This window comes from Devosia sp., assembly GCF_048261455.1.
Classification (GTDB): domain Bacteria; phylum Pseudomonadota; class Alphaproteobacteria; order Rhizobiales; family Devosiaceae; genus Devosia_A.
Genome location: NZ_JBLXGA010000006.1, coordinates 126,253 through 148,747, shown reverse-complemented (window position 1 = coordinate 148,747; position 22,495 = coordinate 126,253). Strand labels below are relative to the sequence as shown.

The following is a 22,495-nucleotide window of genomic DNA, read 5'->3' as shown; positions in this document are numbered from 1 at the left end:
CGCCAGGGCGCGCTTGCGCCGTCGTGAGGGTCACGATCATGCCGAAGCCACGGTCTGCGTCAGCCACCCGACGCCTTCTTTTCTTCGGCGGCGCGGTTGGTGAAGATCGCCAGCAGCGCGTCGCGGATCTTCTTCTGCCGCGGCTTGGAGTCGATCTTCAGCCCGGTGAGATCGGTGACGTAGAAGACGTCGACGGCCTTTTCGCCATAGGTGCCGATATGGGCCGAACCGATGGTGAGGTTGAGATCGGAGATCTGCCGGGTGAGCTGGTGCAAGAGGCCGGTGCGATCGAGACCCATCACCTCGATGACGGTGAATTTTTCCGAGATGGCGTTGGAAACCGAGACCTGGGCCGGCAGGCGGAAGGGCTTCAGCCGCTTGTTCTGGCGAGAGACCTTGCCGAGGTCGATGAGGACCTGGCGCTTGCCCTGCAGCAATTGCTTGACCGTCTCGATGATGCGAGTGGCGCGGACCTTTTCATCCTCGTCGGACTGGAAGGAGCGGCGCAGCCGGAAGGTATCGAGGGCATAGCCGTCGCGGGTGGAAAAGATCTGCGCGCCGATGATCGAGGCGTCGCACATGGTGCAGGCGCCGGCGATGAGCGAGAGCAGGCGGGGATGGTCGGGCGTATAGAAGCTGACCTCGGTGATGCCCTCGAAGCCCTGGATGCGCATCGAGCCGGCAAAGACCTCTTCCGCGCGATCGGCGGCACGGATCATCTTCGCGTGCTCGATCTGCAGTTCGGGTTCGGCGCGCAGCCAGTAGTGTTCGTAGTGGCGGGCGAAATAGGCGTCGACCTCTTCGGCCGACCAATCGGTAAGGCCCTGGCGCAGGACCGACTGCGCATCCTCGACGCGGGCCCCCTGGGTGACCTGCGAATGCCCGCCCGAGAGCAGCGGCTCGGTGGCGTAATAAAGGGCGCGCAGCAGCGAACCCTTCCAGCCGGTCCAGACCCCCGGACCGACGGCACGGATGTCGCAGGCGGTGAGAATCATCAGCAGCGCGAGGCGCTGGGGCGATTGGACGATGTCGGCAAAGGCGCGGGAGGTTTCGGGGTCCTGGATGTCGCGGGACTGGGCGACCTCGCTCATCAGCAGGTGATATTCGACGAGCCAGGCGACGGTGTCGGTTTCGGCTTCATCGAGGCCGAGGCGCGGGCAGAACTTGCGGGCGACACGGGCGCCGGCGATCGAATGATCCTCGGGGCGGCCCTTGGCGATGTCGTGCAAAAAGAGCGCGACGTAAAGCAGGCGCGTATCGGACAGGTGCGGCAGCAGTTCGTGGGTCAGCGGCAGTTCCTGGCGGAGGCCGCCATTGGCGATCTGCGCCATGACGCCGAGCGAGCGGATCAGGTGCTCGTCCACCGTATAGTGGTGGTACATGTTGAACTGCATCAGCGCGACGATCTTGCCGAATTCCGGCACGAAGCGCCCGAGCACGCCGGACTCGTTCATCTGGCGCAGGATGCGCTCGACGTAGCGCGGTGCGGTGAGAATTTCGAGGAACCAGGCGTTGGCCTGCCTGTCGTTGCGCAATTCCGGACTGATGAGCCGGAAGGAGCGCCGCACCGCCTTGATGGCATCGGGGTGGAAGTGCAGATCGAGCTGTCCGGCGAGCAGGAAAGCCTTGATGAGATTGCGCGGGTCGCGCTCGAACACCTCGGGGCCGGCGATGTTGAGACGGCCGGAATCGATGACGAAATCGGTTTCGTTGCGGATGGCAACGCGGCCACGGCGGAAGGGCGCCAGCACGCGGCCGACGACATCGAGCGGCTTGGCGTGGTGGAATTCGAGGCTGGTGCAGAAGATGCGGGTGAGATCGCCCACGTCCTTGGCGACGAGGAAATAGCGCTTCATCAGCCGCTCGACCGCCAGCATGCCGGCGCGATCGGCAAAGCCGAGGCGCTGGGCGAGATCGGGCTGGACGTCGAAGGTGAGTTTTTCGTCGGCGCGGCCGGTGAGGAAATGCAGGTTGCAGCGGATGGCCCAGAGGAAATCCTCGGCCCGCTGGAACAGGCGATACTCGGAGGCGCTGAGGACGCCCTTGCCGACCAGCTCGGCACTGGTCTTGACCCGATAGAAGTACTTGCCGATCCAGAACAGGGTGTGCAGGTCGCGCAGCCCACCCTTGCCGTCCTTGACGTTGGGCTCGACGACGTAACGGGTATTGCCCATCTGGCGATGCCGCTCATCGCGCTCGGCCATCTTGGCAGCGATGAATTCGGGGCCGGTGCGGGCCATAATGTCGTTTTCGAAACGGGTGACCATTTCGCTGAACAGGCCCTCGTCGCCGACGACATAACGCGATTCCAGCGTGGCGGTGCGCACGGTCATGTCGGAGCGGGCCATGCGGATGCAATCATCCACCGAGCGCACGGCGTGGCCGACCTTCTGGCCGAGATCCCACAGCATGTAGAGGATGTATTCGGTGATCTGCTCGCCCCAGGGGGTCTGCTTGTAGGGCAGGATGAAGAGCAGATCGATATCGGAGCCGGGGGCCAGCGTGCCGCGGCCATAGCCGCCGACGGCGGCGACGGAAATGAGTTCGCCGCCCGAGGGATTGTCGACCGGGTAGACCTCGCGCACGGCGAACTGGTGCACGGCACGGATGATTTCGTCCTCGGCGGCGGCCAGGTTCATGGCGCAGCGGGTGCCCTTGCCCGAGACCAGCAGTTCGGCCTCGGCCTGCTTGCGCGCATCGGCCAGCACTTCGCGCAGATATTCGAGAAACAGCATGCGGCCGGGTGCCGAATTGGCGGCCGTGTCGGCCTCGCCCAGCCGACGCATGATCTCGGCATAGATGGTCTCTGCCTCGGTCAGGCGAAAGCCGGGTTTTCGCGTGCGGGTTTCGGGTTCAGCGACTTGCATCACGCAGTTTCTTCAGCTCGTAGACCAGATCGATCGCCTGGCGCGGGGTGAGTTCATCAGGGCGGACCCCATCGAGCATGTCATGCAGAGGATTAACGGGCTGCTGAGACGCGCGGGAGGGCGGCGGCTGGTGGGCGAAAAGAGGCAGATCGTCTAACACGACGGGTTTGCTGCCGGAAGAGCGCTGCTCGAGCAGGTCGAGCACCTGTCGGGCGCGGGCCAGCACCCGATCGGGCAGACCGGCGAGACGGGCGACCTGAATGCCATAGCTGCGATCGGCAGCGCCGGCCACGACCTCGTGCAGAAACACCACCTCGCCCTCCCATTCGCGCACCTTCATGGTGACGTTGGAAACGCGCGGCAGGGTTTTGGCCAGCGCGGTCATTTCGTGGAAATGCGTGGCGAAGAGCGCGCGGCAGCAGGTTTCGTCGTGCAGGGCCTCGGCGGCGGCCCAGGCGATGGACAGGCCATCGAAGGTGGCGGTGCCGCGGCCGATTTCGTCGAGGACGACGAGCGAGGATTTGGTGGCGCGGTTCAGAATAGCGGCGGTTTCGACCATCTCAACCATGAAGGTGGAGCGGCCACCGCCGATATCGTCGGAGGCGCCGACGCGGGAAAAGACGCGATCGACCGTGCCGATATGGGCGCTGGTGGCGGGCACGTAGCTGCCCATCTGCGCCAGGATGGCGATGAGCGCGTTCTGGCGGAGGAAGGTCGACTTGCCGCCCATGTTGGGCCCGGTGACCAGCCACAGCGCACCGCCCGAGAGATCACAGGCGTTTTCGACGAAAGTGCCGCCGGCATTGCGGACGTGGGATTCGACCACCGGGTGGCGGCCGCCGACGATTTCGAAGGCGAGGCTGTCATCGATGCGCGGGCGGCAGAAATTGCGGGTGGTCGCCAGTTCGGCGAGGGCGACGGCGAGATCGAGCTCGGCCAGCGCATCGGCCACGGCGCGCAGGCGGGTGGCCTCGGCCCGGGTGGCGGCGGCGAGGCGCTCGAAGATCGCCAGTTCGCGGGCAACCGCCGATTCATGAGCCCGGGCAATGCGGCCTTCGAGCTCGGCCAGTTCGGCCGTGGTGAAGCGCATGGCATTGGCCATGGTCTGGCGGTGGATGAAGGTTTCGCGATGCGGCGCCTCCATCAGGCGCGGACCATGGGCGGCAGGGACTTCGACGAAGTAGCCGAGCACGCCGTTGTGGCGGATCTTAAGCGCCTTGACGTCGGTCTCTTCGATGAGCCGCGACTGGAGCGCCGCGACGACGCCCCGGGTCTCGGTGGCCAGCGCGCGATCCTCGTCGAGAGCCGGATCGTAGGTTCTGGCGACAAAGCCACCGTCGCGGGCGAGGAGCGGCGCCTCATCGGAAATCGCCGCCCCGAGATCGGCGGCGAGTTCGGCCGGGGCATCGGCGAGCCGGGCGGCGATGGATTTGAGCTCGGCGGGCAGTTCGGCCATGGCGTCGAGGCGGGCCGCGATGGCAATGGCGCCGGATGCGGCCTGGCCGATGGCGCGCAGATCGCGCGGGCCGCCGCGTTCGAGAACGAGCCGGGTCAGGGCGCGGGTGAGATCGGGGACGGCCTTGAGATCCTGGCGCAGGCGGGTCGCTGTCATCGGATCATCGACAAAGGCGGTGACGGCATCGAGCCGCGCTTCGATGGCGGCGGGCTGGCAGAGCGGCGCCGCGAGACGCCGGGCGAGCAGCCGGGACCCGGCGGGGGTGACGCAGCGATCGATTTCGGCGCGCAGGGCGCCCTTCTCCTCGCCGCGCTGGGTGACCAGCAGTTCGAGCGAGGCGCGCGTCGTTGGGTCGATTGCCATGTGGGTCGCGAGCTGTTCGGCCCGCGGCGGGCGCAGCGCCAGCGGCACGCCCTTCTGGCTTTCGCGCACATAATCGCACAGCGCACCGAGCGCGGCGCGGCCGGCCCGGGTGTAGGCGGTGGGATCGACCGAACCATCGGGGAAACCGGCGGCGATCTGGCTAGGCGCCGCGGCGCTGTCGAAGGCGGTCGGCGGCAGCAGGACCAGCGCCGCATCGGGCAGCGGGATATGGGCGGCCGCAAGGGCCTCGCGCGTCGTATCGGTGAGCAGGAGTTCTGCGGGGGCGACGCGGGCCAGTTCGTCGGCGAGCGCGTCGGTGGGCAGATCGATGACGGCGGTTTCGCCGGTCGAGACATCGGCCCAGGCGAGGGCGAAATCAGTTTCGCCATGGCGCAGCATGGCGAGGGACGCCAGATGATTGGCGCCGCGGGCGGGCAGCAGATCATCCTCGGTGATGGTGCCGCGGGTGACGAGGCGCACCACATCGCGCTTGACCGGGGATTTGCCGCCGCGCTTTTTCGCCTCGGCCGGATCTTCGATCTGCTCGCAGATGGCGACGCGATGGCCGAGGCCGATGAGCTTTTTGAGGTAATCCTGGGCGGCGTGGATGGGCACGCCGCACATGGGGATATCCTGGCCCTGATGCTTGCCGCGCTTGGTGAGCACGATGCCGAGCGCCTGGGCGGCGATTTCGGCGTCGTCGAAGAACATCTCGTAAAAATCGCCCATGCGATAGAACAGCAGAAAGCCCGGATTCAGGGCCTTGAGCTCCAGAAACTGGGCCATCATGGGGGTTACGGGCGCGGCATCGGCTGAGCGCTGGGCGGTGTCGGACGCTTCGTGCATGATGTCTGGGCTGGGGAGAGGAGGTTGGCGCAACCCTATGGGGTTTGTTCGACGTTGCCAACAGGGGCCAGAGAATGGCGCGCTGCGGCAACAGGCCGTGGAAGATGTTGCCCAAAGCCTTGTGAAACGGGCTCAAAATAGCCATTTGTCTTGGGTAATGGCGGTCTATCCGCTAGAGACAAGCAGCGGACCTGCTGACCTGATTCGGGACACCCCTTGAGCACCTCCGAGACCCCAAAGCTTCCAGAAGATTACGGCGCCGATTCCATCAAGGTCCTCAAGGGCCTGGACGCGGTGCGCAAACGCCCCGGCATGTATATCGGCGATACCGATGACGGCTCGGGCCTGCACCACATGGTCTATGAGGTGGTGGACAACGCCATCGACGAGGCACTGGCGGATCATGCCGATCTGGTGACCGTGCAGCTGAATGCCGACGGTTCGGTGACGGTGATCGACAACGGGCGCGGGATTCCCACCGATATCCACACCGGCGAAGGCGTGTCGGCGGCCGAGGTCATCATGACCCAGCTGCATGCGGGCGGTAAGTTCGACCAGAATTCGTACAAGGTGTCGGGCGGCCTGCACGGCGTGGGCGTTTCCGTGGTGAACGCGCTGTCGGTGTGGCTGAAGCTGACGGTGCGCCGCAACGGCAAGATCCACACGATCCGCTTCGAGCATGGCGTGGCGACGCAGCCGCTGGAAGTGATCGGCACCTATGAGGAGGACAAGCAGCCGGGGACCTATGAGGGCCGCTCGGGCACTGAAGTGACCTTCATGCCCTCGAGCGAAACCTTCACCATGGTGGAGTTCGACTTCAAGACGCTGGAGCACCGGCTGCGTGAGCTGGCATTCCTGAACTCGGGCGTGCGCATTATCCTGCGCGACCTGCGGCACCCGGAAAAACTCGAGACCGAGCTGTTCTACGAGGGCGGGCTGGAGGCCTTCGTGCGCTATCTGGATGCGGCCAAATCGCCGCTGATCCAGACGCCGATCATGCTGCAGTCGGAACGCGACGGCATCACGGTGGAAGTCGCCATGTGGTGGAACGATAGCTACCACGAGAATGTGCTGTGCTTCACCAACAACATCCCGCAGCGCGACGGCGGCACGCATCTGGCGGGGCTGCGCGCGGCGCTGACGCGGCAGGTGACGAGCTATGCCGATTCCAGCGGCATCCTGAAGCGCGAAAAGGTGTCGGTGACCGGCGATGACATTCGCGAGGGCCTGACCTGCGTGCTTTCAGTGAAGGTGCCGGACCCGAAATTCTCGAGCCAGACGAAAGACAAGCTGGTGAGCTCCGAAGTGCGGCCGGTGGTCGAGAACGGGGTGAGCGACAAGCTGCAGCAATGGCTGGAAGAGCACCCGGCCGAAGCCAAGACGCTGGTGAGCAAGGTGGCCGAGGCGGCCGCGGCCCGCGAAGCGGCGCGCAAGGCGCGCGAGCTGACGCGGCGGAAGACGGCGCTGGACGTCAACTTCCTTGCCGGCAAGCTGAAGGACTGTTCGGAAAAGGACCCGACGAAGTCGGAGCTGTTCCTCGTCGAGGGTGACTCGGCCGGTGGTTCGGCGTCGCAGGGGCGCGACCGCTATACCCAGGCGGTGCTGCCGCTGCGCGGCAAGATCCTCAATGTCGAGCGGGCGCGGTTCGACCGCATGCTGGGCTCGGAGCAGATCGGCAACCTGGTGATGGCACTGGGCACCTCGATCGGCCGCGAAGAGTTCAACGCCGACAAGCTGCGCTACCACAAGATCATCATCATGACGGACGCCGATGTCGACGGCGCCCATATCCGCACGCTGCTGCTGACCTTCTTTTACCGGCAGATGCGCGAGCTGATCGATCGCGGGCACGTCTATATCGCGCAGCCGCCGCTGTACAAGATCAAGCGCGGCTCGTCGGAGCAGTATCTCAAGGACGAACGCAGCCTCGAGGACTATCTGATCGAGACCGGCACCGAAGATGCGGTGCTGACGACGCGCGACGGGGTGACCCATGCCGGACAGGACCTGTTGGCAATTGCCCGGCAGGCCCGTGAGATCGTGCATGCGATCGACGCGCTGAACACGCGCTACAACCGTTCGCTGATCGAGCAGGCGGCGATCGTCGGCGGGCTCGACCCCGAGGCGCTGGCCGATCCGGAGCGCAATCAGGACGTCATCGCCCGCGTGGTGCGCCGGCTGGACCGGCTGGCGGACGAGGTGGAGCGCGGCTGGGAAGGCGCAGTGGACGGCGATGGCGGGCTGGTGTTCACCCGCACCGTGCGCGGCGTCACCGAATCGCATGCGATCGACGCGCAATTGCTGACGAGTGCCGATGTGCGCAAGATCCGCAGCGCGGTCGAAAGGCTCGGCGACATCTATGGCGGGGTGGCGCAGTTCAGCCGCAAGGACATGGTCACCGATATCTACGGGCCGTCGTCGCTGTTCGAAGCGGTCACCACGGCCGGCCGCAAGGGCGTGTCGCTGCAGCGCTACAAGGGCCTCGGCGAGATGAACCCCGGCCAGCTTTGGGAAACGACGCTCGACCCCAATGCCCGCACACTGCTGCAGGTGCAGATCCGCGACAGCGACGACCACGACCGGCTGTTCAGCGAGCTGATGGGCGACCTGGTGGAACCGCGCCGCGACTTCATCCAGACAAATGCCCTGAGCGTGGCGAACCTGGACGTTTAGGCCGTTCCCTTAGGTACATCTGCGTTCGGCAGACCCCGGACGACAACCTGATCGCGCTGTGCAAGCTTTCCCCCGAGTACGAAAGGGGGATGTAGAATGCAGCGTGGAATCGTCGAGAGTGACACCTTTCAGGACAGGCTCCTCAAGCTCCTGCCGGCGGAGCTTACCGCTGTCTTTCTTGCTATCCGCTCAGTTGTGGAACTCGGTAGCGGAAACACCCCGCAGATCGGCGCATGGCTGTCGTTCTTCATCATCGTTGTGCTTACGCTTGCCACGCCGGTCGTTCTGGGCGTCTTTCGGACTGGTGTAGACTGGTCGCTACGCCTTTTCATGGCCGCTACTTTTCTCATCTGGAGCCTGAACATCGACATCGGCAACGTCTTGCTGATTTCGCATGGCGAGTTGGTGCCACTGGTTCAGATGGTGCTGCCAATTCTCGTCATTCTATGGGCTGGCATCGCCTGGCCCTCCTTTGCGCATTTCAGTGGCAAGCACTGACATGAAGACGATCGCGCTACTCACGTTCGCAGCCATAATTGCTCTCGGCGGACCTGCGACGGCCGCTTGCCAAGACATTGCTAGTGCCAGGGTGGACGTCTCTTATGCATTTTCAAACGATGCGGCCGGACAGCTGATCTTGCGGCAGGAGAAGGCCTACTACCTGCTGGAGGGCGACTGTTACCTGCTGGAACAGAAGCGATCGCAAAAGCGTGCTTTCCTGCTGGTCAACAACCATCTGACCAGCCAAGAACAACAGGACAACACGGACCGCGACCTCGCTGTGCAAGTGTTGAAGCTGTTCCCTCGAGAAGCCGGACAGGACCGGAACTTCGTCAAAGCCTATCGGAGCACTGGGGCGGACTGGTTCCGTGGCAGGAGCAAGATCGGCCCCTATGCCGCAAACGACACTGCGCTGCCGCTAACGCCAGAGCAGTGGAGCGCCACGCACGGCAATCGTGTGCTGAAGGTTCTCGACACCAAACTGCGCGGCATGTTCCACGCGCAGGCGACGCCCGACGGGCGCAACAGCGTCCGGACCTGGTGGCAATTGGACCGCAGGACCACAAGCGCGTTCGACGTCGGCCTGAACAACTTCCTGTTCAAGTTCAAACCAGCATCAGGGCCAACGGCATCTGGCATCGATTTCTTTGTGAACCCGGCCGGCGCGCAAGGCCTGATCATTCGATATGACTCACTGTCGACACGTATCGAGGGTGGCGTGCGGCTTTGCTTTGGCAGTTGCGAGGGGATTCAGTCGCTGCCGATAGAACCCATGACGCGAAGCGAACTGTCGAGCCTATGGCACCGGATCTGGCCATTTGGCTAGGCGGCCGATGCGATGCCGCCGACAATTCGCCGAACTTGGCCGCTCCCGCGCTATGAGGCGCGAGAGCGGGGACTTGGTCTAGATCAGGCCTTGGCGAGGGCCTGTTCGATGTCGGCGATGATGTCGTCGACGTGTTCGATGCCGACCGAGATGCGGACGAGATCTTCGGAGACGCCGGCGGTGGCCAGTTCTTCGGGGCTGAGCTGGCGGTGGGTGGTCGAGGCCGGGTGGCAGGCCAGCGACTTGGCATCACCGATGTTGACCAGCCGGTAGATCATCTGCAGCGCGTCGATGAAGCTGGCGCCCGCCGTGCTGCCGCCCTCGATGCCGAAGCTGAGGATGCCGGACGGCGTGCCCTTGACGATCTTGCCGGCGACCTCGTGGTATTTCGAGGACTTGAGGCCGGCGTAGTTGACCCATTTCACCTTGGGGTGCTGCTCGAGATATTCGGCGACCTTGATGGCGTTGGCGCAGTGACGCTCCATGCGCAGGCCAAGGGTTTCGAGACCCATGAGCAGCAGGAAGGCCGAATGCGGCGCCAGCGCAGCGCCGGTGTTGCGCAGCGGCACCACGCGGCAGCGGCCGATATAGGCGGCTTCGCCCAGGGCCTCGGTGTAGACGACGCCGTGATAGGACGGGTCGGGCTGGTTGAGCATGGGGAAGCGGGCCTTGTTGGCCACCCAGTCGAACTTGCCGGAATCAATGATGATGCCGCCGATCGTGTTGCCGTGCCCGCCAATATACTTGGTCAGCGAGTGAATGACGATGTCGGCGCCGAAATCGAAGGGGCGGCACAGGTAGGGGGTCGCCACCGTGTTATCGACGATCAGCGGCACGCCATGTTTGTGAGCGATCTGCGCCAGGCGTTCGAGGTCGACGACGTTGCCGGCCGGATTGCCGATCGACTCACAAAAGATTGCGCGGGTCCTGTCGTCGATCAGCCGGTCGAAGGCGTCGAAATCATCGGCGGCGGCCATGCGCACTTCGATGCCCTGACGCGGGAAAGTGTGCATGAACAGGTTGAAGGTGCCGCCATAGAGTTGGCTGGTGGAGACGATGTTGTCGCCCGCCTCGGCGATGGCCTGAATGGCGTAGGTAATGGCCGACATGCCCGAGGCGACGGCGAGACCGCCGATGCCGCCTTCCATTTCCGCGAGGCGTTGCTCGAGCACCGCGGTCGTCGGATTCATGATGCGGGTGTAGATGTTACCGGCGACCTTGAGGTCGAAAAGATCGGCACCATGCTGGGTATCGTCAAAGGTGTAGGACGTGGTCTGATAGATCGGCACCGCGGCAGCCTTGGTGGTCGGCTCGGGGCTGTATCCGTGATGCAGGGCAAGAGTTTCGAGGCGCACGTGCTGTTCCTTTCGAGGGCTTCCAATCGCGGCTGCGAGTGGTAGCGCAGTTTCAGGGCGCGCGCCCATAGGTTTTCGACCAAAGTGCACTGTTGCGCGAACATCACAGAAGCGCCGGTCCCTCGCTTAAGGCCACATAAACCGGCCACATTTAACTTCGATAGCCATGGGTGACCGCGCCACCGGGCTGGGTGGCGTGACGGTCGGACGGCCAAGCATGGCTTTCGCGCAGTGCGCACCCTGTCGGGGATTGCAACGAAGCGGGGACAGGCCATGCGCAGAAAGAACGCCGGGGCCCTGTTTATGGACTTTCACGTATCCGACGACGATCGCGTCGGGAATGCGCCCAAGAAATCGCGCGGCAAGGCCAAGACGGCCAAGTCTGGCGGCAAGGCGCGCAAACCTGCGCGCGGCAGCGGCCGGATCGAACCCGGATTCGCCGACGGGGACCTGCGCATCGACGATGCCCCCGTCAGCAAGCCCAAGCGCGGCAAGGCCAAGACAACCCGCGGGCGGCGCAAACGCGAGCGCAAGCCGATCACGCTGTTCGGCATCATCGGTAAGCTGTTCTACTGGATGCTGGTGCTCGGCTTCTGGGCCGGGCTCGCGGTGGCCGGCGTCATCGTCTATTACGCCGTACAGCTGCCTTCGGCCGATACCTGGAAAGTGCCGGACCGGGCCGCGAATATCCGCATTCTCGCTGCCAATGGCCAGCTGATCTCCAACCGCGGCAAGACGGGCGGCGAAGCCGTGCCGATCCGCGAGCTGCCCTATTACGTGCCGGCGGCGTTCATTTCGATCGAAGACCGGCGCTTCCGCGACCACTTCGGCATCGACGTGATCGGCCTGGCCTCGGTGGCACTGGAAAGCGTGCGCGCCGGCGGCGTGACCCGTGGCGCTTCGACGATTACGCAGCAGGTCGCCAAGAACCTGTTCCTGACGCCAGACCAGACCATCGGCCGCAAGGTGCAGGAGGCGCTGCTGGCCGTATGGCTGGAGCAGACCTATACCAAGGACGAGATTCTCGAGCTCTATCTCAACCGGATGTATTTCGGCTACGAGCGCTATGGCATTGAATCCGCATCGCAATATTATTTCGGCAAATCGGCGCGCAACCTGTCGCTGAGCGAGGCGACGATCCTCGCCGGTTCGCTGCAGGCGCCATCGCGGCTGAACCCCAAGGGCGATCCTGACCGGATCAAGACCCGCCAGTCGCTGGTGCTGAATGCCATGGCCAAGGAAGGCTATATCAGCGCGGCCGAGGCGCAGGCGGCGACAATCGACCCGACCGAGACGGTGCGCACCAAGGTGCTGGGCGCCGAAAGCTATGTAGCGGACTGGGTTGAAACGCTGATGACCACCTATCTCGGCGACGTGACCGAGGACGTGGTGGTGTCGACAACGATCAACTGGGACCTGCAGAAACAGGCCGAGTTTGCGGTGAAGGAAGCCGTGGCGGCGCATGGCGCGGAGCGCGGCTTCTCGCAGGCGGCGCTGGTGGCCATGGATGTCGATGGCTCGGTGCGGGCGCTGGTGGGTGGCGTCGACTACTCGCAGAGCCAGTACAATCGCGCGGTGACGGCACGGCGGCAGCCGGGTTCGGCGTTCAAGCCCTTCGTTTATCTGGCGGGTATGGAGAAGGGCTATACGCCCGACACCATCGCCGAGGATGCGCCGATCGATATCAATGGCTGGGAACCGCATAATGCCGACGGCAAGTATCGCGGGCCGATGACGCTGCGCGAGGCGCTGGCGATGTCGCGCAATACCGTGGCGGCGCTGCTGGCCAATGACGTGGGGCCGGACAAGGTGGTGGAAGCCGCAATGCGAATGGGCATTTCCTCGCCGCTGCAGCCGGTGCCGTCTATCGCGCTGGGCACCCAGGAAGTGTCGCTGCTGGAGCTGACCGCGGCCTATGCGCCCTTCGCCAATGGCGGTATCGGCGTGCTGGCCAACGTGATCACGCGGATCGAAACCTCCGACGGCGAGCTGCTGTACGAAGCGATCCCCGCCGGCCCGGGCCGGGTGATCGAGCCGAACATCGTCGCCGAAATGAACGACATGCTGCATGCGGCGATCGAGGTCGGCACCGGCAAGCGCGCCGAGCTGAACGGCTGGCCGATGGCCGGCAAGACCGGCACCAGCCAGAAGGCCCGCGACGCGGTCTTCGTCGGCTATACCTCGCGCATGGTCGCCGGTGTGTGGCTGGGCAATGACGACGACGAGGGCACCAAGCTGAGCGGCGGCAATGTGCCGGTCGAGATCTGGAGCGCCTTTATGGCCAAGGCGCATGAGGGCATTCCGATTGCCGAACTGCCAGGCGGCAGTGCGGGCGGCGGGCTGCTCGAACCCGATCTACAGCCGATGGAACAGCCGCCGACGCAGCAGCGTGAGAAGCGTACGCTGGTCGACCTGCTGGGCGATATCTTCGGCGGTGACTGACCCGAGGGCGGCGCGGGCTCAGCCGAGCCCGTAGCCCATCAACTGCTTGCCATTGGCCTTGAGCCAGGATTTGCCGCGCTCCATGTCGGGCAGCGCCTTCGCGACGGTTTTCCAGAAAGCCGGCGAATGGTTCATGTGGACCAGATGCGCGACCTCGTGCGCCGCGACGTAATCGAGCACGAAGGGCGGCGCGAGGATGAGCCGCCAGTTGTAGTTCAGCCGGCCGGCCGATGAGCACGAGCCCCAGCGCGTCGCCTGCGAGCGCATGGCGACCGACTTGAGCTCGACCCCCAGCGTGCGCGCGTGCACCTCGGAGCGGGCGACCAGATCACGCTGGGCTTCAGATTTCAGCCAGTCGCTGAGGCGGCGGGCGTGATGGGCCGCATCGCCCGGCACCAGCAGCACGGGCTCACCATTGTCTTCGGCCAGTTCCACCCTGCCCCGCAGCCGGCCCGTGGCGACAATGCGATGCGGGACGCCGCGCAGGGGGACCATTTCGCCCTCGGCGAAGCGCGTCTGCGGCGCGGCGCGGCGCAGCCGTTGCGCCAGCCAGCCGGTGTGGCGCGTGAGAAAATCCTCGGCCTCGCGCCAGCGGCCATGCTGCGGCACAGTGAGCACCGGCGCCCCGTGATGGGGCATGGTGAGCCGATAGGACCGCGCCCGGGCGCTGACCCTGACGGTGATCTCGACCGGCTTGCCCTCGATGGTGAGGCTGGTCCGATCTGGGATGCGGGAGCGGAAAAACAGATTCATGGTGGGACGGATCATCGCCGATTCGCGGGACCATCAGACGAGAAAAAAGCGCCCTCCGAAAGGAGAGCGCCAGTTATCAGTGGAGCTGATACGTCCGAACGGTCAGTTGTTGCCGTTGGTATTGTAGTTGTCGGGGCGATTGCCGCCGCGATCGCGCATGAAGCGGTCGAACTCTTCACGGTCCCGGGCCATGCGGAGGTTCCGCATATGCTCGTGGAACTCGTTGATTTCCTCGTCGAGGCGCCTGCGCTCCTCTTCGAGACGGCGGAGCTGCTCGGCACGGTATTCATCGAAAGCGGCGTTGCCGCTGCCCTGATGAAAGCCCCCGTGACGGCGGCTCATGCGCGGACCGCACTGCTGTGCCCAATCCTTGGACTTGTGCATGAAGCGCTCAGCCTTTTCGGCGGAGCCTCCAAACATTTCGCCCCACAGAATGTAGGTCAGCATGGCGAGGCCGAGCGGCCACCAAACGATAAAGCCCAAGACCATCAGTGCGATGGTCGCCGGACCCCATTGAGGTTTTACAATTGCAGTTGTCATAGTGTTGTTCTCCCAGTCACGAACATTTGGGATGTGGGCGCTGAAACCGGCCGATCAAGCTTTCGGGCGAGCGATTTTGGGTCTTGAAAAGCCCGCGCAGAGTGACCATGCGCTGCCACAGAGCGCGTTTGACAAGGATTTTCGACGATGAGTGTGGCCGAAACCGGGGTAGCCGAGCTGCCGCAGAATGCCCGATCTCTGCGGCTTGGCACGCTGGTGGGTCTGCGCTGGCTGGCCATTGCCGGGCAGACGGCGGGGCTGCTGTTCGTGTCGTTCGGGCTCGGCTATCCGCTGCCGCTAGTCGAATGCCTGGGGCTGGTGACGCTGAGCGTGCTGCTGAACCTGTGGGTGGTGTTTCGCCTCGGCGAAGGCTATCGGCCGAGCGCCGGCGCCGCCACGGCGCAGCTGGCCTGGGACCTGTGCCAGCTGGCAAGCCTTTTGGCACTGACCGGCGGGCTGGAGAACCCGTTTTCGCTGTTGTTGCTCGCGGCCGTGTCGGTTTCGGCGACCAGTCTGCCACGGCGCTCGACACTGATCATTGCGGCGCTCGCGGTCGTTCTGGCGTCGCTGCTGGCGGTGTTTCACCTCGGGCTGCCGTGGGATCCGGATGCTCAGATCATATTCGACCGGGTCTATGTGATCGGCATCTGGGTGAGCATCGTGTGCGGCGTGACCTTCATCGCCGCGTATACCAACAAGGTTGCGCATGAGGCGCGGCAGCTGGCCGACGCGCTGGCCGCGACGGAACTGGCGCTGTCGCGGCGCGAACAGCTGACGGCCCTCGACGGGCTGGCGGCGGCAGCGGCGCATGAACTGGGCACGCCGCTATCTACGATCGCACTGGCGGCCCGGGAAATGCACGACGAGCTGCCTGAAGGGCCGCTGCGCGAGGATGTGGAACTGATCATGTCGCAGGCGGCACGCTGCCGCGACATCCTTACGACACTGCGCAGTCACCACGATACGCCGGGCGACCCCTTTGCTGCGGTGGCCGTTTCGGAACTGCTGGAAGAACTGGTGCAGCCGCATGATGCGGGCGATGGGCTGATCGACATTCGCACGGAGGGGGCGCCGGAAGCCGAGCCGGTGGTGCAGCGGAGCGTTGGCCTGCTCTATGGCCTGGGCAATCTGGTGGAGAATGCCGCGCAATTTGCACAGGACAAGGTGGAGATTGTCGCCAACTGGGAAAAAGGCCGGCTGACGATCACCATTACTGATGACGGACCCGGTTTTCCGCCCGAACTGCTGACGCGGCTGGGTGAACCCTACCTCACGACGCGGGCGCGCGGTGACAGCACGGAGCCCGGCGGACTGGGTCTCGGCATCTTCATTGCCAAGACCCTGCTGGAGCGCACCGGCGCGAAACTGGGCTTTGCCAATGCAACGCCCGAGGGCCGGCATGCGCGGGTCACCATGGTGTGGTCCCGCGACATGATAGACCAAGGGCTCGCCCCATGATGACAATCGGACGCAAAGTGCCTACATGATGTGGTGCCATGACAAGTACAGTTGACGAGCTTCTGAGCGCCGACCGCAGCCTGCTGCTGGTGGATGATGACAAGACCTTCCTGACCCGGCTCGAACGGGCGATGGTCAAGCGCGGCTTTGACGTGCGCATCGCCGACACCGTTGCAGGCGGGCTTGCGGCCGTGAACGAGACGCCGCCGGCCTATGCCGTGGTCGATCTGCGGCTCGAGGACGGCAACGGCCTCGACGTTGTCGCGGCCCTGCACGAAAAGCGCGAGGATGCCCGCGCGGTGGTGCTGACCGGCTATGGCAATATCGCCACGGCAGTGACCGCGGTGAAGCTGGGCGCGGTGGATTATCTCGCCAAGCCAGCCGATGCCGAGGATGTGATCAACGCGCTGCTGGCGACCGGTAAGGATGCGCCCGAGCCGCCCGAGAACCCGATGTCGGCCGACCGGGTGCGCTGGGAGCATATCCAGCGGGTGTATGAGCTGTGCGATCGCAATGTCAGCGAGACCGCGCGGCGGCTGAACATGCACCGCCGGACGCTGCAGCGAATTCTGGCCAAGCGCGCCCCGCGCTGAGATTTCCTTTATCGCGACGCATTTGTTCAGCCTGTCGGTGTCGACAGGCGCGGCGACGCACAGCACAGTGGCGTCGCCCTGAATCGCACGTTGCGACAGGACAGACCCATGAGGAGGAACAGTCATGAGCGTGACCCTGCATTTTCACGGCGCGTCGGGCACCGTCACCGGATCGTGCTATCGCGTGGAGCACCCCGGCGGGCAGTTTCTCATCGATTGCGGCATGTTCCAGGGCAACAAGACGGTCCGCGATCTGAACTACAAGGACTTTCCGTTTGATCCGCGCGCGCTCGATTTCGCGCTGCTGACACATGCCCATATCGATCATTCAGGCCTCTTGCCCAAGCTGAGCAAGCACGGGTTCACCAACACGATCTGGGCGACTGAACCAACCTGCGGGTTGCTGGAGTTCATGCTGCCGGATTCGGGTGGCATTCAGGAATACGAAGCCGAGCGCGAGACGCGCAAGCGCAGCCGCCGTGGCGACCCGCCGATGGAGCCGCTCTATACCAAGGAAGACGCTGCGGACACGCTGAAGCTGCTGCGTGGCGTGAAATACGAAGAGTGGATCGAGCCGGGCAAGGGAGTGCGCGTGCGCTACTGGAATGCCGGGCATATCCTGGGGTCGGCCTCGATTGAGGTCGAGGTGGACGACGGCGAGGGCAAGCGCATCCGCATGCTGTTTTCGGGCGATCTGGGTCCGGAGCACAAGGTGTTCTACCTCGAACCCGACGCGCCGGCGGGCTTCGACTACATTCTGTCGGAATCGACCTATGGTGGGCGCGAACGGCCGGAGTACACTCTGGAAGAGCGCCGCGAGGCGATGAAGACCGAGGTCAATGCCGCCATGGAGCGTGGCGGCAACCTGGTGATCCCGACCTTCGCCGTGGAGCGCAGCCAGGAGTTGCTGCACGATATCGGCACGCTGATCCATACCGGCGAGATCAACCCGCAGCTGGTGTTTCTCGACAGCCCGCTGGCGAGCAAGGTCACCGAAGTCTACCGCAAGCATGCCGGAATGTTCGAGGATGTCGAACTGAGCGCCGACCAGCTGTTCAACGACCCACGGTTCCGTATCGTGCAGGACGTGGAAGAGAGCAAGGCGATCAACAAGATCCGCGGTGGCGCGATCATCATGTCCGCATCGGGCATGTGCGACGCGGGCCGGATCAAGCATCACCTGAAGAACAACCTGGGGCGCAAGAACTCGACGGTGCTGTTCGTCGGCTATCAGGCGCCGGGCACACTGGGCCAGATCATCCAGTCGGGCGCCAGGGACGTGCGGATCCACTCGAGCGTCATCCCGGTGCGCGCCGAAGTGCGCAGCCTGGGCAATTACTCGGCTCATGCCGACCATTCGGAGCTGGAAGACTGGGTGCGCGAGCGGCTGCCGGCGCATGGCGCGGTGTTTCTGACGCATGGCGAGGACGAGGAGCGCAGCGCGCTGCGTGACGCGCTGATGAAGAACGAAGGGCTGGGCGGTGACCAGGTGCTGATGCCGCTGCTCGATGATTCCTTTGAACTCAAGGCCGAAGGCGTATCGGACAAGACGCAGCCCAAGTCGCGCCGCGTCGACCTCAATCAGGTCGCATCGGACTGGCACAATGGCTATTCGAGCTTCATCATCGATCTGAGCAATCAGCTGCAGGGCGCCGATGACGATGCGCGGCGGCTGGAGATCGTCGAAGCGCTGAAGGCCAGGCTGGCCGAACTCGGCCCGGTGGCGCCGCCCCTGCCCCGCAAGACGCAGGCCGGCAAGGCGGAGCCTGTCGAGGTGGACGAATAGGGATAGTCAGCGTTCGTCAGTTCGTGGCGTCGCGCGCCTGGCGCGGCGCCAGATAGCGAGACTGATAGATAGTGAGCAGCAGCATCGGCACGAGCGCCATGAAGGCAACGCGGATGCCGCCGGTCTCGGCGATCAGGCCGAGCAGCGCCGGCGCGCCAAGCACCAGGACCTGCTGACTCATGGTGAGCGCGGCGACGTTTTCCGAGGCCGGCCGGTCACCTAGCTGTGCGGCAGCCGAAGTGGCGAGCGGGAAGCTGACGGAGACGCCCAGGCCGATCAGCGAAAAGCCGACCAGTGCCAGCAGCAGGTGCGGCGAGACGATCACAAGCACCAACCCAATTAGCGCGGTGATGGCCAACCCGCGGGCCAGCCGGACGGCGCCCCAGCGCGCCACACCACGATCGGCCAGTAGCCGCCCGGCCGCCTGAGCGACGAGGAAGAACGGCAGGGTGAGGGTATCGACCCACTCTGGCGCCGAGAAACTGTCGCGCATGAAGATCACCGACCAGTTACGCAAACCGCCTTCAAGCAGTGACGAACCCAGCATGTAACCGAGCAGCAGCAGCGTGGCGACGGTGGGCAGCGCGATACGGTGGCGACCGATGGCGGCGCCATGGCCGCGGGGCGGCGCCGGCTGCATCCGGCCAGCCGTGAGCAGAATGCCGACCAGCACGACAGGGAAGACCAGCGTGAAGTGCAACGCCGGCGCGACATCCAGGCCGCGCATCACGGTTGAAAAGATGGTGGTCGCCAGCATGCCGACGCTCCAGGTGCCGTGACAGGTATTCATGATCCGGTGTCCGGTCGCCTCGAACCGATCGGCCTCGACATTGATTGCCACATTGGCGACGCCGAAGCAGAGCCCGAACAGCACGAAGCCGGTGAAGACCAGCGGTAGATTGGGGGCCATTGCGATGAAGATCATGGCGAGGGCCATGCCGGGATTGCCGAGGAGGCAGATCAGTCGCGTGCCGAACCGCTCGACCAGAAGGCTGGACACGAGGAAGCTGAGAATGGCACCGACGGGTTGGCCGAGCAAAGCCATGCCAAGTTCGAAGTCATTGAGACCGAGGCTCGCCTGAATGTCCGGAATACGCGCGAAAATGCTGCCCTGGGCCACGGCGTTGAGGAAAAAGATCGGGACGACGTGCGGCAAGGTCTTCAAGACGGGGTACCAGTATAGAGTCAGACAGAGGAACGGCGAGGCAGCTCAGAGCGGCTCCCCCGGATCCATCAGCGTATGCACGCGGTCGGCGCCGAGACGGGCGAGTTTGAGCAACATGGCGCGGCGACGGGCGGGGGGGAGTGGACCGTCGGGTGCCATGCGCAGGATGGCCGCGTCATGGCCATCGCCCACCATCAAACCCTCTTCAGGCGGAAAGATGTCGGGGTCGAGCTCGGGCGGCTTGGCGAAAAAGAAGCGGTCGCAGAACTCCTTGTATTCCGGCCATTTGCGATCGACCTGATAGTCGGTGAGGCTGGACTTGATCTCGACGATCCAGATCTCGCCCTTGGGGCCGATGCCGAGCACATCGGCCCGGCGGCCATTGGCCAGCGAGACCTCGGCAAAGCAGGAAAAGCCATGGGCGGCCCGCAGGAAGCGCATGACGCCCCGCTGTACCCTTAGCGCCGTGGGCGACTGACGCAGATCGACGATCGGCGGCAGATCAGGCATGCGGCGGCTCGACCATCACATTGGCGGTGGGCCTGGCCGTGGTGCGCCCGCCCAGGGCCGGCACGGCAAACAGCGCCAGCACCAGCAGCGGCAGGCAGACCAGATAGGAGTTGCGGATGCCTAGATGCTCGGCGACGAAGCCGAGCAGTGGCGGCGCGAGAAAGAAGATGACGAAGGTCATCTGCGATATGGCGGCGACATTGACCGCCGAGGGCCGATCGGTGCGCTGGGCGGCGGCGGAAACGGCGAGCGGATAGACGGCGCTGCAACCGGCGCCGAGCAGAGAAAAGCCGATGAGCGCCACGAGCGGGACCGGTGCGAAGCTGACGGCCAGCATGCCGATGATCGAGATGACGAGCAGCACGGTAGCGACACGGCGCGGACCGAAGCGTTCGACGAACGGGTCGGCAAACAGGCGCACCACGGCCATGAAGAAGGAAAACAGCGTCAGGCCCAGCCCGCCGATAAAGGGTTCGACAGAGAAGACGTCGCGCATGTAGATGGCCGACCAGTCGACGCCGGCGCCTTCGGTGAGAAAGGCGGCAATGCCGATGAAACACAGCGGCAGCAGACCGATCGTGGGCAGCGCAATGCGGGGCGTTTCGCCCTCGTGGCCACCCGGGCGCTTGGGTGCCGTGTGCATGCCCGCAAAGGCGATGCCGCCGACGACCAGCACCACAAGCAACGTGCCGAGCGTGTGCCACTGAATGCTGACGGTGAACTGGCGCATGACGGCGCCGAGCAGTGCAGCGATGAAGAAGCCGGCGCTCCACATGCCGTGGGCGCGGTTCATGATGCGGCGGCCAAGCTGCGCCTCGAGCTTGTCAGCCTCCATATTGGCGTTGATTTCCAACGCGCCACCGAGGAGGCCCGCGACGAAGAGCGCAAAGAAGACCGTCGTGCCCGAGGGTAGCCAGGCGACCAGCGCAAACATGCTGGCCGTGCCGAAGACCGTGACCATGGCGGTGATGCGGGCGCCAACGCGCTGTATCAGCGGGCTGGAAAAGGTGAGCGAAAGCAGCGACCCGATGGCCATGCCAATCAGCGTCAGACCGAGACCGGACTCGCCGACGCCAAGCTGGTCCTGAAGATCGGGCAAGCGCGACAGCATGGCGCCAAGCGCCAGGGCAAAGAGAAAGAAGATGGCGTAGACGCGCTGTTGCGGAGCGATGCGCATGGGATCAATCGAGCTCGGTGGTGATCGGACGGCGCCCCAGCGTGCCGGCGAAAGCGAGGCTGAGCACGACCAGCGGAATGCCGATGCCGAAGGACCAGCGGATGCCGAAATGTTCAGCAACATAGCCGAGCAGCGGCGGCCCGAGCAGGAAGGCGACAAAGGAAATCTGGGCCAGCGAGGCGACATTGACCGCGGCCGGCCGATCGGTGCGCTGCGCGGCGGCCGACATGGCGAGCGGGAAGATGACGCTGGTGCCGACGCCCATCAGCGCGAAACCGACGAGCGATAGCCAGCCGGCGGGGCTGAAGAACACGACCAAGACGCCGAGACCGAGAACACCGAGCAGCACCCGCGACACATCGGTGGGGCTGTAGCGTTCGACGAAGCGATCGGCGAAAAAGCGGGTGACGGCCTGGGCAAAGGCGCCGAGCGCCACGGCAAAGCCCATGATGAAGGGCGCGGCGGCAAACTCGTCGCGCATGTAAATGGCCGACCAGTCGATGCCGGCGCCTTCCATGATCATGGCGGACAGGGTGACCGCGACCAGGGCCATGATGGCACTGGTGGGCATGGCAAAGCGGTTCGGCATATCGGGCGCGCCACCGGTGCGGTGCGGTGCGGGATTGAAGCGGCCGAGAATGAGCGCCACGCCGAGGGCGACAAAGGGCACCATGAGGAACATGTGCCAGTGCACATCGAGCCGGGTGGCCGAGATGGCGGCGCTGATGATGCCGGCGGAGAAGAAGCCGAAGCTCCAGAAGGCATGCGCGCGGTTCATGATGCGGTGGCCGAGCTGGTGCTCGGTGCGATCGGCCTCGAGGTTGAGGATGATCTCGATGCCGCCGATCAGCAGGCCGACGGGAAACAGCAACAGGAACAGAAAAAGGGCATCGGGCGCCAGGCTGGCGATGGCATAGCTGAGCGCCAGAAGCGGAATGGCGGCGAGGATGGAGCGGCGATAGCCAATGCGTTCAAGTAAGGGGCCGGCGAAGCTGAGCGAGACGAGAGTGCCAGCGGCGGCGCCGATGAGGCCGAAGCCGAGCGCGCCCTCGCCAATCCCCATCACCCGCTGCAAATCGGGCAGGCGCGGCGGCAGGCTGCCCATGCAAAAAGAGTAGATGAAAAAACCGCCGTAAACGCGCTGTTGCGGCGGCAGGGCAAGACCGATCTGCATGAGTAAATCC

The 22,495-nt window shown here is 64.7% G+C and carries 16 protein-coding genes; 7 read left to right on the top strand and 9 right to left on the bottom strand.

Features of this window, described 5'->3' with window-relative positions; translation table 11 throughout:
* Window positions 1-59 precede the first annotated feature (59 nt).
* Together ACN0TK_RS08885 and mutS are read right to left on the bottom strand one after the other, a co-directional pair.
* Complete coding sequence (locus ACN0TK_RS08885) at window positions 60-2,867, bottom strand: [protein-PII] uridylyltransferase (protein ID WP_417309119.1); 2,808 nt, start codon at window positions 2,865-2,867, stop codon at window positions 60-62.
* Window positions 2,854-5,532, bottom strand: a complete 2,679-nt coding sequence (gene mutS / locus ACN0TK_RS08880) for a DNA mismatch repair protein MutS (protein WP_417309118.1) — start codon at window positions 5,530-5,532, stop codon at window positions 2,854-2,856. The genes ACN0TK_RS08885 and mutS overlap by 14 nt, the downstream gene beginning before the upstream one ends.
* Before the next feature lie 216 nt (window positions 5,533-5,748).
* Here mutS and gyrB point away from each other — a divergent pair, with 216 nt between their 5' ends.
* The 3 genes from gyrB (at window position 5,749) to ACN0TK_RS08865 (ending at window position 9,532) form a co-directional block, all read left to right on the top strand.
* Window positions 5,749-8,205, top strand: a complete 2,457-nt coding sequence (gene gyrB / locus ACN0TK_RS08875) for a DNA topoisomerase (ATP-hydrolyzing) subunit B (RefSeq protein WP_417309117.1) — start codon at window positions 5,749-5,751, stop codon at window positions 8,203-8,205.
* A gap of 96 nt (window positions 8,206-8,301) precedes the next feature.
* On the top strand, window positions 8,302-8,703 hold the full coding sequence (locus tag ACN0TK_RS08870) for a hypothetical protein (RefSeq protein ID WP_417309116.1): 402 nt from the start codon (window positions 8,302-8,304) through the stop codon (window positions 8,701-8,703).
* 1 nt (window position 8,704) lies between these two features.
* Window positions 8,705-9,532: a hypothetical protein gene (locus ACN0TK_RS08865; RefSeq protein WP_417309115.1), complete on the top strand. Its 828-nt coding sequence runs from the start codon at window positions 8,705-8,707 to the stop codon at window positions 9,530-9,532.
* 83 nt (window positions 9,533-9,615) lie between these two features.
* Here ACN0TK_RS08865 and ACN0TK_RS08860 read toward each other — a convergent pair whose 3' ends face one another.
* The gene (locus tag ACN0TK_RS08860; RefSeq protein ID WP_417309114.1) at window positions 9,616-10,887 is read right to left on the bottom strand and encodes an O-acetylhomoserine aminocarboxypropyltransferase/cysteine synthase family protein; all 1,272 of its coding nucleotides are present in this window, start codon (window positions 10,885-10,887) and stop codon (window positions 9,616-9,618) included.
* 273 nt (window positions 10,888-11,160) lie between these two features.
* Between ACN0TK_RS08860 and ACN0TK_RS08855 the strand changes: the two genes are divergently transcribed.
* Window positions 11,161-13,329 (top strand): transglycosylase domain-containing protein, encoded by a 2,169-nt coding sequence (locus tag ACN0TK_RS08855; RefSeq protein WP_417309113.1) that lies wholly within the window; start codon window positions 11,161-11,163, stop codon window positions 13,327-13,329.
* A gap of 18 nt (window positions 13,330-13,347) precedes the next feature.
* Here ACN0TK_RS08855 and ACN0TK_RS08850 read toward each other — a convergent pair whose 3' ends face one another.
* Window positions 13,348-14,082 (bottom strand): M48 family metallopeptidase, encoded by a 735-nt coding sequence (locus ACN0TK_RS08850; protein WP_417309112.1) that lies wholly within the window; start codon window positions 14,080-14,082, stop codon window positions 13,348-13,350.
* Between the two features lie 102 nt (window positions 14,083-14,184).
* A complete protein-coding gene (locus ACN0TK_RS08845; RefSeq protein ID WP_417309111.1) occupies window positions 14,185-14,622 on the bottom strand; it encodes a DUF2852 domain-containing protein in 438 nt (145 codons plus the stop codon).
* A gap of 147 nt (window positions 14,623-14,769) precedes the next feature.
* Here ACN0TK_RS08845 and ACN0TK_RS08840 point away from each other — a divergent pair, with 147 nt between their 5' ends.
* From ACN0TK_RS08840 to ACN0TK_RS08830, 3 genes are all read left to right on the top strand, one after another.
* Entirely contained in the window at window positions 14,770-16,080 is a 1,311-nt protein-coding gene (locus ACN0TK_RS08840; RefSeq protein ID WP_417309110.1) for an ActS/PrrB/RegB family redox-sensitive histidine kinase, read from the top strand.
* A 38-nt stretch (window positions 16,081-16,118) separates the two neighbouring features.
* Window positions 16,119-16,673: an ActR/PrrA/RegA family redox response regulator transcription factor gene (locus tag ACN0TK_RS08835; protein WP_417309109.1), complete on the top strand. Its 555-nt coding sequence runs from the start codon at window positions 16,119-16,121 to the stop codon at window positions 16,671-16,673.
* A 124-nt stretch (window positions 16,674-16,797) separates the two neighbouring features.
* Window positions 16,798-18,459 carry an MBL fold metallo-hydrolase gene (locus ACN0TK_RS08830; RefSeq protein ID WP_417309108.1) on the top strand — a complete coding sequence of 554 codons (1,662 nt, stop codon included), beginning with the start codon at window positions 16,798-16,800 and terminating at the stop codon, window positions 18,457-18,459.
* 16 nt (window positions 18,460-18,475) lie between these two features.
* Here ACN0TK_RS08830 and ACN0TK_RS08825 read toward each other — a convergent pair whose 3' ends face one another.
* The 4 genes from ACN0TK_RS08825 to ACN0TK_RS08810 are packed head-to-tail and all read right to left on the bottom strand — an operon-like array spanning window position 18,476 to window position 22,485.
* Window positions 18,476-19,624 carry an MFS transporter gene (locus ACN0TK_RS08825; RefSeq protein WP_417309107.1) on the bottom strand — a complete coding sequence of 383 codons (1,149 nt, stop codon included), beginning with the start codon at window positions 19,622-19,624 and terminating at the stop codon, window positions 18,476-18,478.
* Window positions 19,625-19,669: 45 nt separating this feature from the next.
* On the bottom strand, window positions 19,670-20,134 hold the full coding sequence (locus ACN0TK_RS08820; RefSeq protein ID WP_417309106.1) for an MmcB family DNA repair protein: 465 nt from the start codon (window positions 20,132-20,134) through the stop codon (window positions 19,670-19,672).
* A complete protein-coding gene (locus tag ACN0TK_RS08815; protein ID WP_417309105.1) occupies window positions 20,127-21,311 on the bottom strand; it encodes an MFS transporter in 1,185 nt (394 codons plus the stop codon). Before ACN0TK_RS08815 ends, ACN0TK_RS08820 begins: the two co-directional genes overlap by 8 nt.
* 4 nt (window positions 21,312-21,315) lie before the next feature.
* A complete protein-coding gene (locus tag ACN0TK_RS08810; RefSeq protein WP_417309104.1) occupies window positions 21,316-22,485 on the bottom strand; it encodes an MFS transporter in 1,170 nt (389 codons plus the stop codon).
* Window positions 22,486-22,495 lie beyond the last annotated feature (10 nt).